The sequence below is a fragment of the Streptomyces sp. NPDC030165 genome, assembly GCF_055573595.1.
Window position 1 is genome coordinate 452,497 of sequence record NZ_JBVIBD010000005.1, and the last position, 15,172, is coordinate 467,668.

At 73.3% G+C, this 15,172-nt stretch carries 12 protein-coding genes; 8 read left to right on the plus strand and 4 right to left on the minus strand.

Going from position 1 to position 15,172, the window contains the following annotated elements; translation table 11 throughout:
* Positions 1–430 precede the first annotated feature (430 nt).
* Together ACZ4Z1_RS12975 and ACZ4Z1_RS12980 are read left to right on the plus strand one after the other, a co-directional pair.
* Positions 431–1,348, plus strand: a complete 918-nt coding sequence (locus tag ACZ4Z1_RS12975) for a zinc-binding dehydrogenase (protein WP_468486622.1) — start codon at positions 431–433, stop codon at positions 1,346–1,348.
* Positions 1,349–1,420: 72 nt separating this feature from the next.
* Positions 1,421–2,362: an AraC family transcriptional regulator gene (locus ACZ4Z1_RS12980; protein WP_468486623.1), complete on the plus strand. Its 942-nt coding sequence runs from the start codon at positions 1,421–1,423 to the stop codon at positions 2,360–2,362.
* Here ACZ4Z1_RS12980 and ACZ4Z1_RS12985 read toward each other — a convergent pair.
* Entirely contained in the window at positions 2,283–2,690 is a 408-nt protein-coding gene (locus tag ACZ4Z1_RS12985) for a DUF7848 domain-containing protein (protein WP_468486624.1), read from the minus strand. The genes ACZ4Z1_RS12980 and ACZ4Z1_RS12985 overlap by 80 nt on opposite strands.
* Positions 2,687–2,911 carry a hypothetical protein gene (locus ACZ4Z1_RS12990; RefSeq protein WP_468486625.1) on the minus strand — a complete coding sequence of 75 codons (225 nt, stop codon included), beginning with the start codon at positions 2,909–2,911 and terminating at the stop codon, positions 2,687–2,689. Before ACZ4Z1_RS12990 ends, ACZ4Z1_RS12985 begins: the two co-directional genes overlap by 4 nt.
* 163 nt (positions 2,912–3,074) lie before the next feature.
* Between ACZ4Z1_RS12990 and ACZ4Z1_RS12995 the strand changes: the two genes are divergently transcribed.
* From ACZ4Z1_RS12995 to ACZ4Z1_RS13020, 6 genes are all read left to right on the plus strand, one after another.
* A complete protein-coding gene (locus tag ACZ4Z1_RS12995; protein WP_468486626.1) occupies positions 3,075–4,277 on the plus strand; it encodes a helix-turn-helix transcriptional regulator in 1,203 nt (400 codons plus the stop codon).
* A gap of 191 nt (positions 4,278–4,468) precedes the next feature.
* Entirely contained in the window at positions 4,469–6,598 is a 2,130-nt protein-coding gene (locus ACZ4Z1_RS13000; RefSeq protein WP_468486627.1) for a phosphocholine-specific phospholipase C, read from the plus strand.
* A gap of 247 nt (positions 6,599–6,845) precedes the next feature.
* Positions 6,846–9,122 carry an MMPL family transporter gene (locus tag ACZ4Z1_RS13005; RefSeq protein ID WP_468486628.1) on the plus strand — a complete coding sequence of 759 codons (2,277 nt, stop codon included), beginning with the start codon at positions 6,846–6,848 and terminating at the stop codon, positions 9,120–9,122.
* 122 nt (positions 9,123–9,244) lie between these two features.
* On the plus strand, positions 9,245–9,877 hold the full coding sequence (locus tag ACZ4Z1_RS13010; protein WP_468486629.1) for a hypothetical protein: 633 nt from the start codon (positions 9,245–9,247) through the stop codon (positions 9,875–9,877).
* Between the two features lie 225 nt (positions 9,878–10,102).
* The gene (locus ACZ4Z1_RS13015; protein ID WP_468486630.1) at positions 10,103–10,288 is read left to right on the plus strand and encodes a hypothetical protein; all 186 of its coding nucleotides are present in this window, start codon (positions 10,103–10,105) and stop codon (positions 10,286–10,288) included.
* Positions 10,289–10,403: 115 nt separating this feature from the next.
* The gene (locus ACZ4Z1_RS13020) at positions 10,404–13,484 is read left to right on the plus strand and encodes a helix-turn-helix transcriptional regulator (RefSeq protein WP_468486631.1); all 3,081 of its coding nucleotides are present in this window, start codon (positions 10,404–10,406) and stop codon (positions 13,482–13,484) included.
* Positions 13,485–13,585: 101 nt separating this feature from the next.
* Here the strand turns inward: ACZ4Z1_RS13020 and ACZ4Z1_RS13025 are convergent, their stop codons facing one another.
* Both ACZ4Z1_RS13025 and ACZ4Z1_RS13030 read right to left on the minus strand, forming a co-directional pair.
* Entirely contained in the window at positions 13,586–13,768 is a 183-nt protein-coding gene (locus ACZ4Z1_RS13025; protein ID WP_468486632.1) for a DUF6191 domain-containing protein, read from the minus strand.
* A 130-nt stretch (positions 13,769–13,898) separates the two neighbouring features.
* The gene (locus ACZ4Z1_RS13030; RefSeq protein ID WP_468486633.1) at positions 13,899–15,062 is read right to left on the minus strand and encodes a PQQ-dependent sugar dehydrogenase; all 1,164 of its coding nucleotides are present in this window, start codon (positions 15,060–15,062) and stop codon (positions 13,899–13,901) included.
* Positions 15,063–15,172: the final 110 nt, after the last annotated feature.

Sequence of the window (15,172 nt, forward strand, 5' to 3'; positions counted from 1 at the left end):
AGCAGGTCGGGCGGGATGCGCTCCGTGCGCACGCCTGATCGAACGCACGGATGACTCCTCCGCACGCCCCCGCGGCGTGCGGACGAGGCAGCTCGTGCCGATGGCTGAGCTGTCGTTCCTCGCAGGGGTTTCGCGCTGATGCCGCACGCCCTGGCCGGTCCTGCGGGTGCCCGGGAACGACAGCGGTCCGGGGCCGCCTCGTGCGGTTCCGCGACGACCCGTGCCCCGGGACTCGACCGGACGGGCGCAGGGCTCGACGTGCCGCGAGTCGCACTGACACAGATCGTCAACTGATTGATCCTCACGGGTCTGGTCGCTGTCGCGGTGCTGCGTAGGGTTCCAAGAAGGCGGCAGTGCGGCTTTCGCGCACTCGATCCGTTGCCGCGCCGAGTGCTCAGGCACCTCCACGAGAGAAAGAAACACGTCCCTCATGCGCGCCCTTGTGGTCGATCACAGTGAGGCCGGACCCGTCCGGTTCGCCGATGTCGATGAGCCCGTACCGGCTGCCGGTGAGGCGTTGGTGGAGATACGGCACATCGGGCTCAACTTCGGAGAGCTGAATTACGTGCACCAGTGGCCGGCCGGCCATGTGCACGGTCACGACGCGGCCGGTGTCGTGGTGCGCGCCGCATCCGACGGCTCGGGGCCGCCCGAGGGCACGCGCGTCGCAGTGGGAATGGCTCCCCACGCGTGGGCGGAGCGGATGGCAGTCAGCCCCGCCTCGCTCGGCACCGTCCCCGAGGGCGTGGACCTGGCCGACGCCGCAGCGCTGGGGATCGCCGGAGTCACCCCGTTCCGGGTGCTGCGCAAGCGTTCCCTGCTGGCGCGTGACGTTCTGATCACCGGCGCCAGCGGCGGCGTGGGGCACTTCGCCGTCCAACTGGCGGCGCTGGCGGGCGCCCGGGTGACGGCGCTCGTCGGTTCGCCGGAGCGGGCCGCCGGGCTCCGTGAACTCGGGGCCGACACGGTCCTGACCGACCTGACCGACCTGGCCGGGACCGGGGGCCGGTTCGACCTCGTCCTGGACACGGTCGGCGGGCCGCTGACGGCCCAGGCGTGGAGTTCCCTCGCCGAGGGCGGCACCCTCCACCTGGTCGGTTACTCCTCCGGGCAGGACACCACCTTCCCGTCAGGGGCCTTGTTCGGCTTCGGCGAACCCCGCAGCATCGCCACCTACGGCGACATGACGCCGACCGGCGGGGAGCTGACGGACCTGCTGGGCCTCATGGCCGCCGGGAGGCTCTCGGCGCCGGTCGGACTGCGAGGCGACTGGCAGGGCGTGGACGACGCCGTGCAGGCGCTGTTCGCGCGGAAGGTGCACGGAAAGGTCGTTCTCGACGTGGCCTGACGCCGTGGACGAGGACACCTGCGCCGTCGCCCACCGGTGAGCGGTTCGACGGCGGTGGACGAGGATGGACCCATGGACGTACTGGCGGAGGGCTTGCGTGTTTCGGGTGCGCGCGGGGCGCTCGGGGTCGTGCTGAAGGCCGGAGGAACCTGGGGGCTGTGGCTGGACTCCTCCTCAGGAGCGGCACTGCACGTGGTGTCCCGCGGCACCATGTGGCTCCACGTCACGGGCGGGAAACCTCTTCGGGTGCAGGACGGAGACGCCGTCCTGGTGCCGCCGGGCACCGCACACGGGATAGCCGGCGGCGCCGGCGTGACGATGGGTTCCTGCGACCGTGCGGCGGCGGCCCGGTCGTTCGGCGACGGCCGGGCCCTGCGGCTGGGCTCGGCGCCGGTGCAGACGGAAGTGATCGTCCTGCACTATGAGCAGGATCCGGAGGTGCGCACACCGGTGCTGACCTCCCTCGCTCGGCCGACGCACGTCACAGCCGGCCAGAACGCGCAGCTCGGAAGGACCGTCGAACTTCTCACTGCTGAGCTCGCACAGCCGCAGATCGGCACCACCGCGGCCGTCAACAGCATCGTCGACCTTCTGCTCGTCCAGTTCGTACGCGCCTGGCTGGCCCGCCACCCGCAGGAGCGGTCCGGCTCATGGCTGGGAGCGATGCGTGATCCGGTCGTGCGCGACGCCCTGGCGTGTGTCCACGCCCGACCGGGGCACCCCTGGACCACGGAGACCCTGGCCGCCGCGACGAGCGTCTCCCGGGCGACGCTGTCCAGGCGTTTCCGGTCTGCCCTCGGACAGACGCCGGGCGCGTACGTGACGCAGTGGCGCATCGACCTGGCGTCCGTCCGGCTCCGCGACACCGATGAGCCGGTCGAGTCGATCTCCGGCGCGGTCGGTTACGGCTCTCCGCACGCTTTCAGCCGTGCCTTCAGACGTGCCCGAGGCACGGCCCCGGGCGAGTACCGTTCCCGATTTCGCGAGGGATCGCAGGCAGGCGATCACCGGTAGGCGCGGCAGTTCCGGCGGGCCCGCATGATCCACGAAGCGACCGGAGCGGGGCCTGACAGGGCGCCGGAAGCGGCGGGATCGCCGTCCGGCCCTCGTTCAGTTCCAGGCGGCGTACGAGCGCCACGTCCTCGTACGTCCGGGCGAACGCCGGGTGACCCGTACGGCCCGTGTGCGTCATCATCGCCAGGTCGGCCGCCTTCAGGTCGGCGGTCGCCGCCAGCGTCCACCCGCAACCGGCGCTCAGGCAGTGCGCCGTGAGGGTGATCTCGCTCTGCGGGTGGGTGCCGATGGCGTGCTGCACGGCGCGGAACACACCGCGGATATTCACAGGCGTACCGCCGGGGTGTTGAGCGGCAGCCCTGTCACGCGCGGGTGGTACGGGTGGTTGCGGATCTCCAGGGAACAGTCCACGGCCGCCGACCGGTTCGTGCAACCGTCCGCCGTGCCTTGTCCCGTCCGGTACGCCTGCCGCCACGCCGCCGCGTGCGCGCAGGCGTCACAGCCCTCGACCGGCACCGGTTCGAGTGACGCGGCCGGCGCCGGGAGCACGACCGGCGGGTTCCGGGTAGCTGCGGTGCGGTGGGGGTGGGGGTCAAGTTCTCGACCATGATTCCTCGCCGTTCCCTCGGTACTTCGTGAGGCGATCGTCGTGCCGGAACCGATGTGGCCACCAGCGGCCCCGTGTAGGCCAGTTGTCGGCCTGACTGGCCCCATGCGAAGCGGCATCGGGGCCAACATCCGGCGTGAGCGGGAGCGACGGGGCTGGAGCCAGGAGCGTTTGGCGCATGAGATCTGCCGCGGCGCCGGGGTCAGAGGCAAACCGGTCGGCCGCCAGGAGGTCAGCCGTTGGGAGAAGGGGAAGCGCACGCCCCGCCAATGGCTGCCGTTCATCGCCGCCGCCCTCGGGGTGTCCGTGGATGTGCTCAAGGAACCGTGGCAGGCCGATGAACCGCCCCTGCCGACCCTGGAGGACTTCCTGCCCGCCGGTGATCCGCTGGCCCCGCTCAGCGCCCGCGAGGGCCGACGTGTCGGCCTGGGGCAGGTGGGCGACCTGCAAGAACGCGTACACGGGCTCAGACTCGCGGATGACGTGCTGGCCGGGGGGGACCTGATCCGTCCCGCGCTGCGGGAACTCCGCGCTGCCGTACGGGTCTACAAGGAAGGCACCCACTCCGGAGAGGTGGGGCGCGCTCTTCTCAGGCAGATCGGCGAGCTGGCGCAGATCGCGGGCTGGATCGCCGGCGACGCCGGGCAGCACGCGGACGCGGAACGGGTCTACCGGCTGGGTCTCAGCGCGGCGATGCAGGCGGATGACCGGACGCTGGCCGGAAACCTTGCTGGTTCGCTGGCCTATCAACTCAGTAACACCGGCAGGGAGGCCGAAGGGCTTCAGCTCGCACGGGCAGCCCTCGACGGAGCAGGACCGGGGGCACCTGCGAGAGCCCGCGCGCTGTACCTCGATCGGGTGGCGTGGGCCCACACCAGGGCAGGCGAAGCCCAGCCCGCCATGCGGGCACTCGGAGAGGCCGGCGAAGCGCTGGCAGCAGACAGCGCGGGAGCCGAGTCACCCGCTCACCTGTACTGGGTGGACGCGGGGGAGGTACGGGTCATGGAGAGCCGGGTGCACACGGAGCTACGCCGCCCCTTGCGGGCCGTGCCCCTGCTGCGGGACGTGCTCAGCCGGTACGACACGACGCACACCCGGGAACTCGCCCTGTACCTGTCGTGGCTGGCCGTCGCGCTGGCCGACGCGAACGAACCCGAAGAGGCGGCCGCGACAGCGGAACGGGTCATCGCGCTGAGCGGAGCCGTGACCAGCGACCGCACGGCCCAACGGGTTCGCGTCGTGCTGGGGCGGCTGGAGGGTTACCGGGACGTTCCGGAAGTCCGGGCGGTACTCGACGGCGCCGCGTGAACGCCGTAAAGGCAGGGAACGGGCCGCCCGCCGCCTGAGCCGGTAACCGGAACCGGACCCATCTGTTCTCGAAACCGTCACCCCGACACCTGTCGCCCGCCACCGCGCTCCACTACCGTCCCGCTCGCAGCAGCCAATGGGCTGTAGGGGAACCATTGCCCGACCGTGGGCAGTCGACTGGGAGGTCGAGCGTGGCATCCGAGGTATCTCGCAGACGGGTCATGGGACTTGGCGTGGCGGCGGCGGGTGCGGCCGCCACCGCGTCCCTGCTGCCGCCGTCCCTTCAGCAGGCGCTGGCCGCCGGGCCGGCCGCCGCCGAGCGTGGGCACGGGCACGGCCGGGGTGGCCTCGGAGACATCAGGCATGTCGTCGTGCTGATGCAGGAGAATCGTTCCTTCGACCACTACTTCGGGATGCTGCGCGGCGTACGCGGCTACGGCGACCGCAACGCCGTGCGGCTGCCCGGCGGCGACCGGAGCGTCTTCGAGCAGCCGGGCGCGCTCGGCGTCGGCACCGTCCTGCCGTTCTCCGTCCGCGAGGCCGCGGCGGCCCAGAAGAAGGACCTCCAGTACATCGGGGCGCTCAACCACGAGTGGGCCGGCGGCGCCAAGGCCTGGCGCGACGGCTGGATGGACAACTGGGTCACCGCGAAGACGGCCGCCACCATGGCCCACTACGACCGCCGGGACGTACCGCTGCACTACGAGCTCGCCGACACCTTCACCGTCTGCGACGCCTACCACTCCTCGATCCACTCCTCCACCAGCCCCAACCGCAACCACCTGGTCAGCGGCTGGACCGGCTTCGAACCGGGTTCCGGCAAGCGCGCGGTCGGCAACGACGCCTACGCGGAGGACACCCACACGGGGTACACGTGGCCCACGTACGCCGAGCGCCTGGAGAAGGCCGGGCACAGCTGGCGCGTCTACCAGGAGTGGGACAACTTCACCGACAACAACCTGGAGTTCTACGCCACCTTCAAGGCGGTCATGAAGAAGGCGCTGGCCAAGGTCGGCGGCGTGCAGAACATGACCGCGTTCTACGGGAAGGTCGCCGCGGCCGGTGAGGCGGAGCGCGCGCGGCTCCAGGGGCTGCTGGAGGAAGGCGTACGGGCGCTGGGCGCGGCCGACCGGAGCCTCTTCGAGCGCGCGCTGCGCCGCGGGGAGCCGGACTCCACGGCCACCGCCTTCGCCGCCGACGTCGCCGCGGGCAAGCTGCCCGAGGTGTCCTACATCGTCCCCTCCGCCGCGGACTCCGAACACCCCGGCTCGTCCTCACCGGTCGCCAGCGCCACCATCGTCTACAAGGTGCTCGACGCGCTCGGCAAGAACCCGGACGTATGGCGGCACACCGCCCTGTTCCTGACCTACGACGAGAACGACGGCTTCTTCGACCACGTGCCGCCGCCGGTGCCGCCGCAGGGCACGGACGGCGAGTTCTGGGACGGCAAGCCGACCGGGCTCGGGATGCGCGTCCCGATGCTCGTCATCTCGCCCTGGTCGGTGGGCGGCTACGCCTGCTCGCAGGTCTTCGACCACACCTCGATCGTCCGCTTCCTGGAGCGCTGGACGGGCGTGCGCGAGCCCAACATCAGCGCCTGGCGGCGCACCGTCTGCGGCGACCTGACCACCGCCTTCGACTTCTCGCGCGGGCGCCGGCAGCCCGCCGTGGAGCGGCCCGGCGCGATCCCGCCGTTCAGCGGGCGCTGGGCGCCGCGCCCACCGCGCGAGCAGCAGCTGCCGCGCCAGGAGCCGGGCACCCGGCCCGCGCGCCCGCTGCCGTACCGGCCCGACGCGGACGGCGCGTACGACGCGCAGGCGGGGCGCTTCCGGCTCGCGGTGCGCAACGGCGGCCGGGCCAGCGCGCACTTCGCGCTGTACCCGTACGCGGGGGAGTACGGCACGCCGCAGCACCGCGACGTACTGGGCCGGGCCGACTGGGAGGTGCCCGTCAAGGACGGCGCGTACCGCTTCACCCTCACGGGCCCCAACGGGTTCCGGCGCGAGCACGCGGGCACGGCCGCCGGGGCGGCCGCCGCGGTCCGGATCGGCACCCGCCTGGACGCGCACCGGCGTGAGCTGCACCTCACGCTCGTCAACAAGGGGCGCACCGACCTCACCTGCACGCTGAAGCCGCTGGCGTACGGGGATGCCGCGCCCCGCGAGATCACGGTACGGGCCGGCAGCACCCGAACCGTCGCGCACTCCGCCGCGGCCGCGCACGGCTGGTACGACCTGGAGCTGTCCGTCGCGCAGGACGCGTCCTTCCACCGCCGCTTCATGGGCCACATCGAGAACGGGAAGGAATCGGTCACCGGCTGACCGCGGACGTACGGAACCGGCTGCCTTCCGGTCACCGGCCGGGTTCCGCTTCCGGGTCCCTTTGTGGGGAAGTCCACAAAGGGGTCAAAGGATCTTTTCGTCCTGTCACTCTGCAAAGAGGTACGGGCCCGCCGCCCCTTCGTCGGCAGGCGGCGGTCCCGTGCTTCCCCCTCCATTACGCGTTCGGCACCACGGGTACATCCCGGGAGACATCGGCGCCTGACCCGGGAAGCAGACGAAGAGCTTGATGACCGGACTGACCCGGTGGTGCCTGCGGCGCCGCATCGTCGTGATCGTGCTCTGGCTCGCCGCCTTCGCGGGAGCTGCCGCCGCGGCCGGAGCCGCCGGCTCCGCCTACTCCGACCACTACGATGTCCCCGGTACGGAATCGGGACAGGCCGGAGCCCTGCTGGAGCGGGCCTTCCCGGACCGGTCAGGGGACCGCGACACGATCGTGTGGCACACGGAGTCCGGCACCGTACGCGCGAGCGCCGTGCAGAAGGAGCTCCAGCAGACCCTCGACACGATCGCCCGGCTGCCGGGCGTCGCGTCCGTACAGAGCCCCTACGGGCCGCAGGGCGCCGGGCAGATCAGCCAGGACGGGCACACCGCCTACGCCGGCCTCACCTTCGACGCCCCCACGGAGGACCTGGACAAGGCCCGGGTCCAGCGTGTCGTGGACACCGCCGAAGCCGCCGCCGGCGACGGACTCCGGGTGGAGCTGGGCGGCACCGGCATCGCGGTCACCGAGTCCTCGGGCGCCCAGCTCGCCGAACTGATCGGACTCGGCGCCGCCGCCGTCGTCCTCTTCCTCGCCTTCGGCTCACTCGCCGCCACCCTCCTGCCGCTGGTCACGGCGGTGGTCTCGGTCGGCACCGCCGCGGCGGGCATCTCGCTGCTCGGCCACGCCATGACGGTGGCCGACTTCGCCCCGATGCTGGGCATGCTCATCGGCCTCGGTGTCGGCATCGACTACGCGCTTTTCATCGTGACCCGGCACCGCAGAGGACTGAAATCCGGCCTCACCGTCCAGGCGGCCGCCGAGCGCGCGGTCAGCGTGTCGGGGCGCGCGGTGGTCTTCGCCGGGGCCACCGTCTGCATCGCCCTGCTCGGCATGCTCGTACTGCGGCTGGGCTTCCTCAACGGCGTCGCCATCGCCGCCTCACTCACCGTCGTCCTGACCGTCGCCGCCTCCGTCACCCTGCTCCCGGCCCTGCTCGGCGTCATCGGGCCGCGGGCGCTGAGCCGGCGCGAACGGCGGCAGCTGGCCGCCGACGGGCCCAGCCCCGAGCCGCCCGCCGGCTTCGCGGCGTGGTGGTCCGGCTTCGTGGAGTGCCACCCCAAACTGCTGGGGGCGGTCGCGGCCGCCGTCATGCTGATCCTCGCGCTGCCCACGCTCTCCCTGCACCTGGGCACCTCCGACCAGGGCAACAATCCCGCGACGAGCACCACCCGGCAGGCGTACGACCTGCTCGGCGAGGGCTTCGGACCGGGCTCCAACGGGCCGCTGACCCTGGTCGGCGACCTCGACGGGGCCAAGGACCGGCTCGCCTTCGACCGGCTGCCGGACGAGCTGCGGAGCACACCGGGCGTGGCCCGGGTACAGGGCCCGGAGTTCGACGGCAGCGGCAGCACCGGCGTGATCACGGTCGTACCGGACGGCTCCCCCCAGTCCCGTCAGACCTCCGACCTGGTGGAACGGCTGCGCGACGGGGTGCTGCCGAAGGCGGCCGAGGGCACCAGCATGCAGGTGCACGTGGGCGGGGTGACCGCGAGTTACGACGACTTCGCGTCCGTCATCGTCGGCAAGCTGCCGCTCTTCGTCGGCGTCGTCATCGGCCTCGGCTGCGTCCTGCTGCTCCTGGCGTTCCGCAGCATCGGCATACCGCTGAAGGCCGCCGCGATGAACATCGCGGCGGTCGCCTCCTCCTTCGGGATCGTGGTGGCGATCTTCCAGTGGGGGTGGGGGAGCGAACTGCTCGGGCTCGGCAGCGCGGGCCCGATCGAGCCCTTCCTGCCCGTGATCATGGTCTCGGTCCTCTTCGGGCTCTCCATGGACTACCAGGTCTTCCTGGTCAGCCGCATGTACGAGGAGTGGCGGCTGACTCGCGACAACCGCCGCGCGGTACGCGTCGGGCTCGCCGAGACCGGCCGAGTGATCAACTCGGCGGCCGTCATCATGATCGCGGTCTTCGCGGCGTTCGTGCTCAGCGGCGACCGCATCATCGCGATGTTCGGCATCGGCCTGGCCGCCGCCGTCGCACTGGACGCCTTCGTCCTGCGCACCCTGCTCGTACCCGCCCTGATGCACCTGCTCGGCGGCGCGAACTGGTGGCTGCCGGGGTGGCTGGAGCGGCGGCTGCCGCGTATCAGCATCGAGCCGCCGGCGGAGCGGGAACCGCTCGCGGCTCCGGGGGAGGGCCCCGCAGAGCCGGGTCCGGAGGGCACGCCGGTGGTTCCGGTTGCGGTTCCGCTTGCCGTTCCGGAGGCGCGGCGGGGCGGCGAGGGGCTGGTACGGAAGTAGCGGGCGGGGCGGGCCGCCTCCGTACGTCCCGTACGGCCCTCGCGTCCGCCGCAGCGGCCGGTTTCCCCTGCGCCCCGGGGATTCTCATACGTCTCTCAGACGGGGCACCTACCGTCGCGCCCATGGACACCACCAAGACCGAAGAGCGCACCGACGACACGAAGGCCGACGAGGCCAAGGCGGCCACCGGGACGACGGAGGCCGACGGGGCGTCCGAGGCCGCCGGGACGGAAGGGAAGACCCCGGCCGGTGCCGCGGCCGACGCGGACGCCCCGCGCGGTGCGGACGCCGACGTGGCGGACGAGGAGGACGGCGAGGAGACCGCGGACGCCGACGCGGCGCCCGCCGCCGCGGCCGCGACCGGCTCGGTGGCGTCCGGCGCCGGAGCCGTCGTCGCCGCCGGGCTGGGGCTCGCCTCACTCACCGGCACCTGGGTCGGCACGGTGCTGGCCGAGCGCCAGACGCTGCTCGGCCAGATCAAGCTGCAGACCGGCAAGGCCACCGACCAGATCGGCACCGTCTACGGCGCTCCCTGGCACACCCACGCCCTCGTCAACGGCCTCTTCGCGCTGCTCGCCGTCGTCGTCGCCGGCCTGGTGCTCACCCGGCCCCGCCCGGCCTGGATGCGCGCCGTGGCCTGGGGCGGGCTCGTCCTCGGCGTACTGGGCCTGATCGTCTCCGCGGGCATGTACTTCGACCTGTTCGCGAGCCTGCCCACGCTGCCGAAGGCCGGTGCCGGAACTCCCGGTTCCTAAGGCCGTAGGCACCGGCGGGCCCCGGAGCCGGGCAGCACCTAAGGCCGTACGCGGCCGCCTGAGGAACTGCCGGTCCGGGGCCCCGTTCCGTCTAAGGCCCCCGCACCCCACAAGATCGGGAACCTTCCCGATGCGGGGCGCCCCCCTGGGCGAGCAGGCTGAGCACGTCAACAGGACACCGTCATCAGGTGTCACCGTGCCGACGCCGTCACCAGGGAGCAGAGCATGTACTACGGGGAACTCGAACTCCGGGCCCGCTACGAGGAACTGCGCCGCGAGGCCGACCGGCAACGGCTGGCCCGCCAGGCCCGGGAGGCGCGGCGGGCCGCGCGCCGGGGCGGCGGCTTCGGGACCGGCGACGCGGAAGGACGGGTGAACGGCGCGCCGGACCGGTTCACCCGCGCCGCCTGACCGGTGCGAAGGGCCCGTGCCGCCCTCCGCGCCGGCCATCCCGCGGTCGCCCGCGCCGCCCCGCGGGCCGTCTCACGTGGCGGTGATCACTGCCGCGTTGTCAGACCCCTGTGCGATGCTCAGCGACGTGGAAACCAGGTCCGTCAGTCCGGTGTTCGTCGGCCGCGGCAGCGAGCTAGGCACGCTGCGCGGCGCTCTCGCCCGTATCAAGGAGTCGGGCGAGCCCCGGGCACTGCTCATCGGCGGTGAGGCGGGGGTCGGCAAGACCCGGCTCATCGAGGAGTTCGCGCAGGCCGCGCGGGCCGACGGCGTCCTGGTCGCCATAGGCGGCTGCATCGAGATCGGCTCCGAGGGCCTGCCGTTCGCCCCGTTCTCCGCGGTCCTGCACCTGCTCAACGCGCGGCTGCCGAAGGAGCTGGCCGCCGCCGTCGCCGGACAGGAGGGCGAACTGGCCCGCATCCTGCCGGAGCTGGGCGAGCCCGCTGGCGAGGGCCATGACGACGAGCAGGGCCGGGCCCGCCTGTTCGAGCTGACCGCCCGTCTCCTGGAGCGCCTCGCCGCCCACCGCCCGCTCGTCGTCGTCATCGAGGACCTGCACTGGGCCGACCGCTCCACCCGCGAGCTGTTCTCCTACCTCCTGCGTGCCCTCCACGACGCCGGCATCCTCCTCGTCGCCACCTACCGTTCCGACGACATCCACCGCCGCCACCCGCTGCGCCCCTTCCTGGCCGAGATCGACCGGACGCGTACGATCCGCCGCGTCGAACTGGCCCGCTTCACCCGCTCCGAGGTCCGCACCCAGATCGCCGGCATCACCGGCAGCGCCCCCGAGGAAGCGCTGGTCGACCGGGTCTTCAAGCGCTCCGAGGGCAACGCCTTCTTCGTCGAGGAACTGGCCCGCGGCATCCAGGACGGCTGCCTGACCGGGCTCAGCGACCCGCTGCGCGACCTGCTGCTCGTCCGGGTCGAGGCGCTCCCCGAGGACGCCCAGCGGGTGGTGCGGGTGGCCGCCGAGGGCGGCTCCACGGTCGAACACGAACTGCTCGCGGCCGTCTGCGGCCTGTCCGAGGACGACCTCATCGAGGCGCTGCGCGCCGCCGTCGGCTCCAACACCCTGGTGCCCGACCGGGACGGCACCGGCTACCGCTTCCGGCACGCCCTGGTCCGTGAGGCCGTCGTGGACGACCTGCTGCCCGGTGAGCGCACCCGCCTCAACCGCCGGTACGGCGAAGCCCTGGAGGCCGATCCGTCGCTGGTGCGCGCCGACACCTGCGCCGCCCGCCTGGCCAGCTACTGGTACAAGGCCCACGACCCGGCCAAGGCGCTGCCCGCCGTCCTCGCCGCCTCCGTCCAGGCCCGCCGCCGCCATGCCTACACCGAGCAACTGCGGCTGCTGGACCGGGCCCTGGAGCTGTGGGACGAAGCGCCCAAGGAGGTCCGCCTGGCCGTGCGCCCGGTGGACTACGCCGAGGCGTACCCGGCCTGCGGCGTCGACGACGACGCGCTGCGCTTCATGGACCTGCTCGCCGAGATCGCGGTGGCCGCACGCCTGTCGGGGGACACCGAACGGGCCTTCACGATCACCAAGCGCGCCCTGCGCTCCCTGGACACGGAGGCCGACACCCTGCGCACGGCGTGGTTCCTGCTCCAGCGCTCCCGCCTGGTGCAGAGCACCGGCCGCGGAGACGGCTGGACCGAACTGGCCCGCGCCCAGGAGCTGGTGCGCGGCCTGCCGCCGTCCTCGGTGCACGCCGCGGTGCTCGCCCAGTCCGCCGCGTGGGCGGTGCTGCACAACCCCGGCCCCGACAGCTTCGCCACGGCCGAGCGCGCCGTGGAGCTGGCCCGGCTGGTCGGCGACGAGGAGGAGGAGCTGAACTCCCTCGTCACCCTGGCCGGGCTGCGGGTGGACGCGGGCGACGTGGACGGCGGGCTGGCCGAACTGCGTACGACCCTGGAGCGGGCCGTGGCCTGCGGCTGCTCCCCGGTGGTCGCCCGCGGCCACATCAACCTCTCCTCGGCCCTGGAGGGCGTGGGCCGCTCCGCCGAAGCCGTCGAGGTCGCGGACCGGGGCATCGCGCTCGCCGAGCACTACGGCCTGAAGGAGAGCACGAGCTGGGTGAGCGGCAACCGCGCCGAGTCGCTGCAGTCGCTGGGCCGCTGGCAGGAGGCGCGGGAAGCGGCGCTGGACGCCCGCCGCCGTTCGCTGAGCGCCCGGTCCCTGGCCCTGGCCACCAACCGCCTGACGGCCCTCGCCCTGGCCCAGGGCGACCTGGACCGCGCCGAACGGAAACTGGCCGTCGCCCGCGAGCACTACGGCACGCATGACCCGCAGCCCCAGCACACCATCCCCCTCGCCCGCTACGCCCTGGAGACAGCCGCCGCCCGGGGCCGCGTCCCGGAGGTACGCGACATTCTCCGGCAGACCGTCGAGGCCGGCTTCCCGCCCGGCACCCAGCGGTATGTCTGGCCGCTGCTGTGGGCGGCGGCCTCCGCCGAGTCGGAACTGCGGGGACTGCCCGCGGCCGAGCCGGAGCGGCCCGCCGCCCTCGCCCGCATACGGGAGGCCGCCGAGCACACGCCCGCGGCGTCACCGGTGTGGGCGGCGCACGCCCGGGCCGTCGAGGCCGAACTGCTGCGCGCCGCCGGCCGCCCGGCGCCGGACGCCTGGGCCGCGGCGGCCGCCGCCTTCGAGGAGGTGGAGCGTCCGTACGAACTCGCCGTCGCCCGCTACCGCTGGGCGGAGGCGCTGCTGCTCGACGCCGCCCGGGCGACGGCGGGGCTGGAGGGCCGTACGGCGCGCGAGGCCGCAGCGCTGCTCCTCGTCCAGGCACGTGGCGTGGCCGGCCGGCTGGGCGCCCGGCCGCTCGGCGACGGGATCGACCGGCTCGCGCGGCGTGCCCGGATAGCGCTCGCGGCGCCGGGCCCGGACGCCGGGCAGCGCGCCGACGGCTGTCCCGCCGCCGGGCGGCCCGCCGAGGCGTTCGGCCTGACTCCGCGCGAGCGGGACGTGCTGCGCCTGGTCGCGGCCGGACTCAGCAACCGGCAGATAGCCGAGGAACTGTTCATCTCGCCCAAGACGGCCAGCGTCCACGTCTCCAACATCCTGGCCAAGCTGGGTGTCTCCGGCCGCGGCGAGGCGGGGGCGCTCGCCCACCGGCTGCGGCTGTTCGACCCGGCGGAGCAGCCGGCGGGGTGACGGGGGAGGACGCGACCGGGGGCCGGGCCGGGACGGTCCCGGCCGCCCGCGGTCTGCCGCCCGCGGTCTGCCGCCCGCGGTCTGCCGCCCGCGGTCTGCCGTCAGGCGTGCCGCGGCGGCTCCTGCTCCGGCAGGCGGACGGTGACCTTGCCCGAGGACAGGTCTATCGGCCCTTTGCCCGGATCGCTGTTGCCGGTGTCGGTGACCACCAGGGTCAGCCGTCGCCGTTCCTCGTCGGTGTGCTTGCGCCCCGGCGCGAACAACTCGTCCACCAGGTTGAACATTCAGCCCCCTGACGACATGGACGGCTCCGTACGACGAGTGTAGGCATCACCGGAACGAAACGGACGGTCACGGGCGAACCCCTACCGGACAGGCGCGCGGCCCGCCGCCGTGCCGTCGCCGCCAGGCCCCTCAGCTCACCTCCAGCCGCAGGATCCGGTCGTCGCCCTTCTTCGGCTCACCGCGCCCGTCGGTGTTGCTGGTGACCAGCCACAGCCCGCCGTCCCCGGCCGCCACGACCGTACGCAGCCGCCCGTACTCGCCCTGGAGGAACGCCTGCGGCGCCGCCGACGCACGCCGCCCGTCGAGCGGGATCCGCCACAGCCGTTCGCCGCGCAGCCCCGCCATCCAGACCGAGCCCTCGGCGTACGCGATACCGCTCGGTGAGGCGTCCGCGGTCTTCCACTGCGCCACCGGGTCCACGAACCGGGCGTCGCCCCGGCCCTTGCCCTCGGCCTCGGGCCAGCCGTAGTTCTTGCCCGGCTCGATCAGGTTCAGCTCGTCCCAGGTGTTCTGCCCGAACTCCGCGGCCCACAGCCGCCCCTCGGTGTCCCAGGCCAGGCCCTGCACGTTGCGGTGCCCGTACGTGTACACCACCGATCCGGCGTCGGGGTTGCCGTGCACCGGCTCGCCGTCCGGCGTCATGCGCAGGATCTTGCCGCCCAGCGACGTCCGGTCCTGGGCGAGGCCGGTGTCACCGGTCTCGCCGGTGCCCGCGTAGAGCATCTTGTCCGGGCCGAACGCGATCCGGCCGCCGTTGTGGATCTGCCCCTTCGGGATGCCCTTCAGCACCGTGTCGGGAGCGCCCAGTTGACTGCCCGGCTGCTTCTTGCCGTCGTAGTTCATCCGGGCGATGCGGTTGTCGGACTCGGTGGTGAAGTACGCGTACACCTGGTGGTCCCGGCCGAACGACGGCGCCACCGCGATCCCCAGCAGCCCGCCCTCGCCGCCCGGCGCGACGCCCGGGACCGTGCCCAGCTCGGTCTTGCGGCCGCCGTCCGCCGTCACCCGGAAGATTTTCCCGGTGTCGCGCGAGGACACCAGGAGGTCACCTCCGGGCAGCGCGGCCACTCCCCAGGGTGAGGTGAGGTCGGTGGTCAGGGTGCTGACGACCTTCACCGATCCCTCGGCGGGCGGCACCGAGGCGGACGCGGAGACCCGCGCGCCACCCTCGGACGGAGCGGCGGACGAAGCGGCGGGGGAGCCGGCCGGGCCCGGGGAGCCCCCGGAGGAGCACCCCACCGCCAGCAGCAGCGCGGCAGCGGCCAACACGGAGGGCACGGAGCGTCGTTGCACGGCGAAGTCCTCTCGTCGACGGAACCCGCCTACGACACCACACCGCACCCCTCCCGTCAGGCCCTCACACCGGCCCCGCGGCTCCGGGCCCGCCACCCGGCCCTCCCCGC

Coding starts and splice junctions, on each gene's coding strand:
- ACZ4Z1_RS12975 (WP_468486622.1), top strand. CDS start 431: ATGCGCGCCCTTGTGGTCGATCACAGTGAGGCCGGACCCGTCCGGTTC.
- ACZ4Z1_RS12980 (WP_468486623.1), top strand. CDS start 1,421: ATGGACGTACTGGCGGAGGGCTTGCGTGTTTCGGGTGCGCGCGGGGCG.
- ACZ4Z1_RS12995 (WP_468486626.1), top strand. CDS start 3,075: ATGCGAAGCGGCATCGGGGCCAACATCCGGCGTGAGCGGGAGCGACGG.
- ACZ4Z1_RS13005 (WP_468486628.1), top strand. CDS start 6,846: ATGACCGGACTGACCCGGTGGTGCCTGCGGCGCCGCATCGTCGTGATC.
- ACZ4Z1_RS13010 (WP_468486629.1), top strand. CDS start 9,245: ATGGACACCACCAAGACCGAAGAGCGCACCGACGACACGAAGGCCGAC.
- ACZ4Z1_RS13015 (WP_468486630.1), top strand. CDS start 10,103: ATGTACTACGGGGAACTCGAACTCCGGGCCCGCTACGAGGAACTGCGC.
- ACZ4Z1_RS13020 (WP_468486631.1), top strand. CDS start 10,404: ATGCTCAGCGACGTGGAAACCAGGTCCGTCAGTCCGGTGTTCGTCGGC.
- ACZ4Z1_RS13025 (WP_468486632.1), bottom strand. CDS start 13,768: ATGTTCAACCTGGTGGACGAGTTGTTCGCGCCGGGGCGCAAGCACACC.